This window comes from Bacteroides sp. 41_26, from assembly GCF_949740115.1.
Taxonomy (GTDB): domain Bacteria; phylum Bacteroidota; class Bacteroidia; order Bacteroidales; family Bacteroidaceae; genus Bacteroides; species Bacteroides nordii.
In genome coordinates, this window is sequence record NZ_CATJGZ010000007.1 from 1 (window position 1) to 1,099 (window position 1,099).

General features: G+C 41.5%; 1 protein-coding gene. It reads left to right on the forward strand.

All coding sequences use genetic code 11. The annotated features are described in order from the left end of the window. Positions 1-44: 44 nt before the first annotated feature. Positions 45-1,099, forward strand: a 1,055-nt coding sequence (locus tag QX565_RS00050; RefSeq protein WP_289290487.1) for an IS110 family RNA-guided transposase, incomplete at its 3' end; no start/stop codon positions are given.

Genomic DNA, 1,099 nt, shown 5'->3' on the forward strand with positions numbered 1-1,099 from the left:
AATTGACAATCAACAAATAATCAGTAATTAAAACTATTACACCTATGGTACAAAGTAAAGGAATAAATTTCGATGGACAAAATATCTATATCGGAATTGATGTGCATTTGAAGACTTGGAGCGTGACTATTCTCACCCAATCGGGTTATAAAAAGAAACATTCTCAAAAGTCTTCTGCCAAAGAGCTCTTTGAACATTTGAAGAAACATTATCCTAACGGAAATTATCAAGCCGTTTACGAGTCTGGATTTAGTGGCTTCTCGACTTATTACGCTCTCCAGGAGTATGGCATTTCTTGCATGGTCATCCATGCGGCTGATGTTCCTACTACTCAATACGAGAATGTGATGAAGTCTGATCCTGTGGATTCGGAGAAGCTTGCCAAAGCTTTAAAGGCCGGCACACTTAAAGGTATCTACATTCGCAGGAAAGAAAATCTGGACAATCGTAGTGTTGTACGCATACGTAAAACCCTCAAACAACAACTCGGTGGTTATAAATCGCGTGTAAAGCATTTGCTTTATAATAATGGTGTTCAGTTGCCCGATTGTTTTGCCAGTCCTAATACGCATTGGTCTAAACGTTTTATGTCTTGGCTACGTGAAGATGTGGTTTTATTGTCCTCCAGCCGTATCGGACTTGATTTGTTATTGGAACAGGTTGACTTATTCAGGAAAAGCCTGCTTAAGGCAAACCGCCTGCTTCGTGATTTAGCCGGTAGTCCGTTGTACGCCGGCCGTTATTCCCTTCTTATTTCTATTCCCGGCATAGGAGTGAATACCGCCATGTGTCTGCTCACGGAAATAGATGACATATCCCGCTTTAACAACCAGCGTGAGTTCGCTTCTTATCTAGGACTTATCCCCACCATGCATAGCAGTGGAGAGAAATCCTGTAACGGCGAGAAAACATTCAGGGGAAATAAAAAGATCGGTCCCATGTTGGTGGAAAGTTCTTGGATAATCATACGGCATGACAGTGTCATGGCAGCCGCCTATGGTGAATATTGCAAACGCATGAAACCACAAGAAGCGATTATACGTATCGCCCGTAAATTATCAAGCAGAATTTTGAATGTGCTGAAAAAAGGGAAGAAATA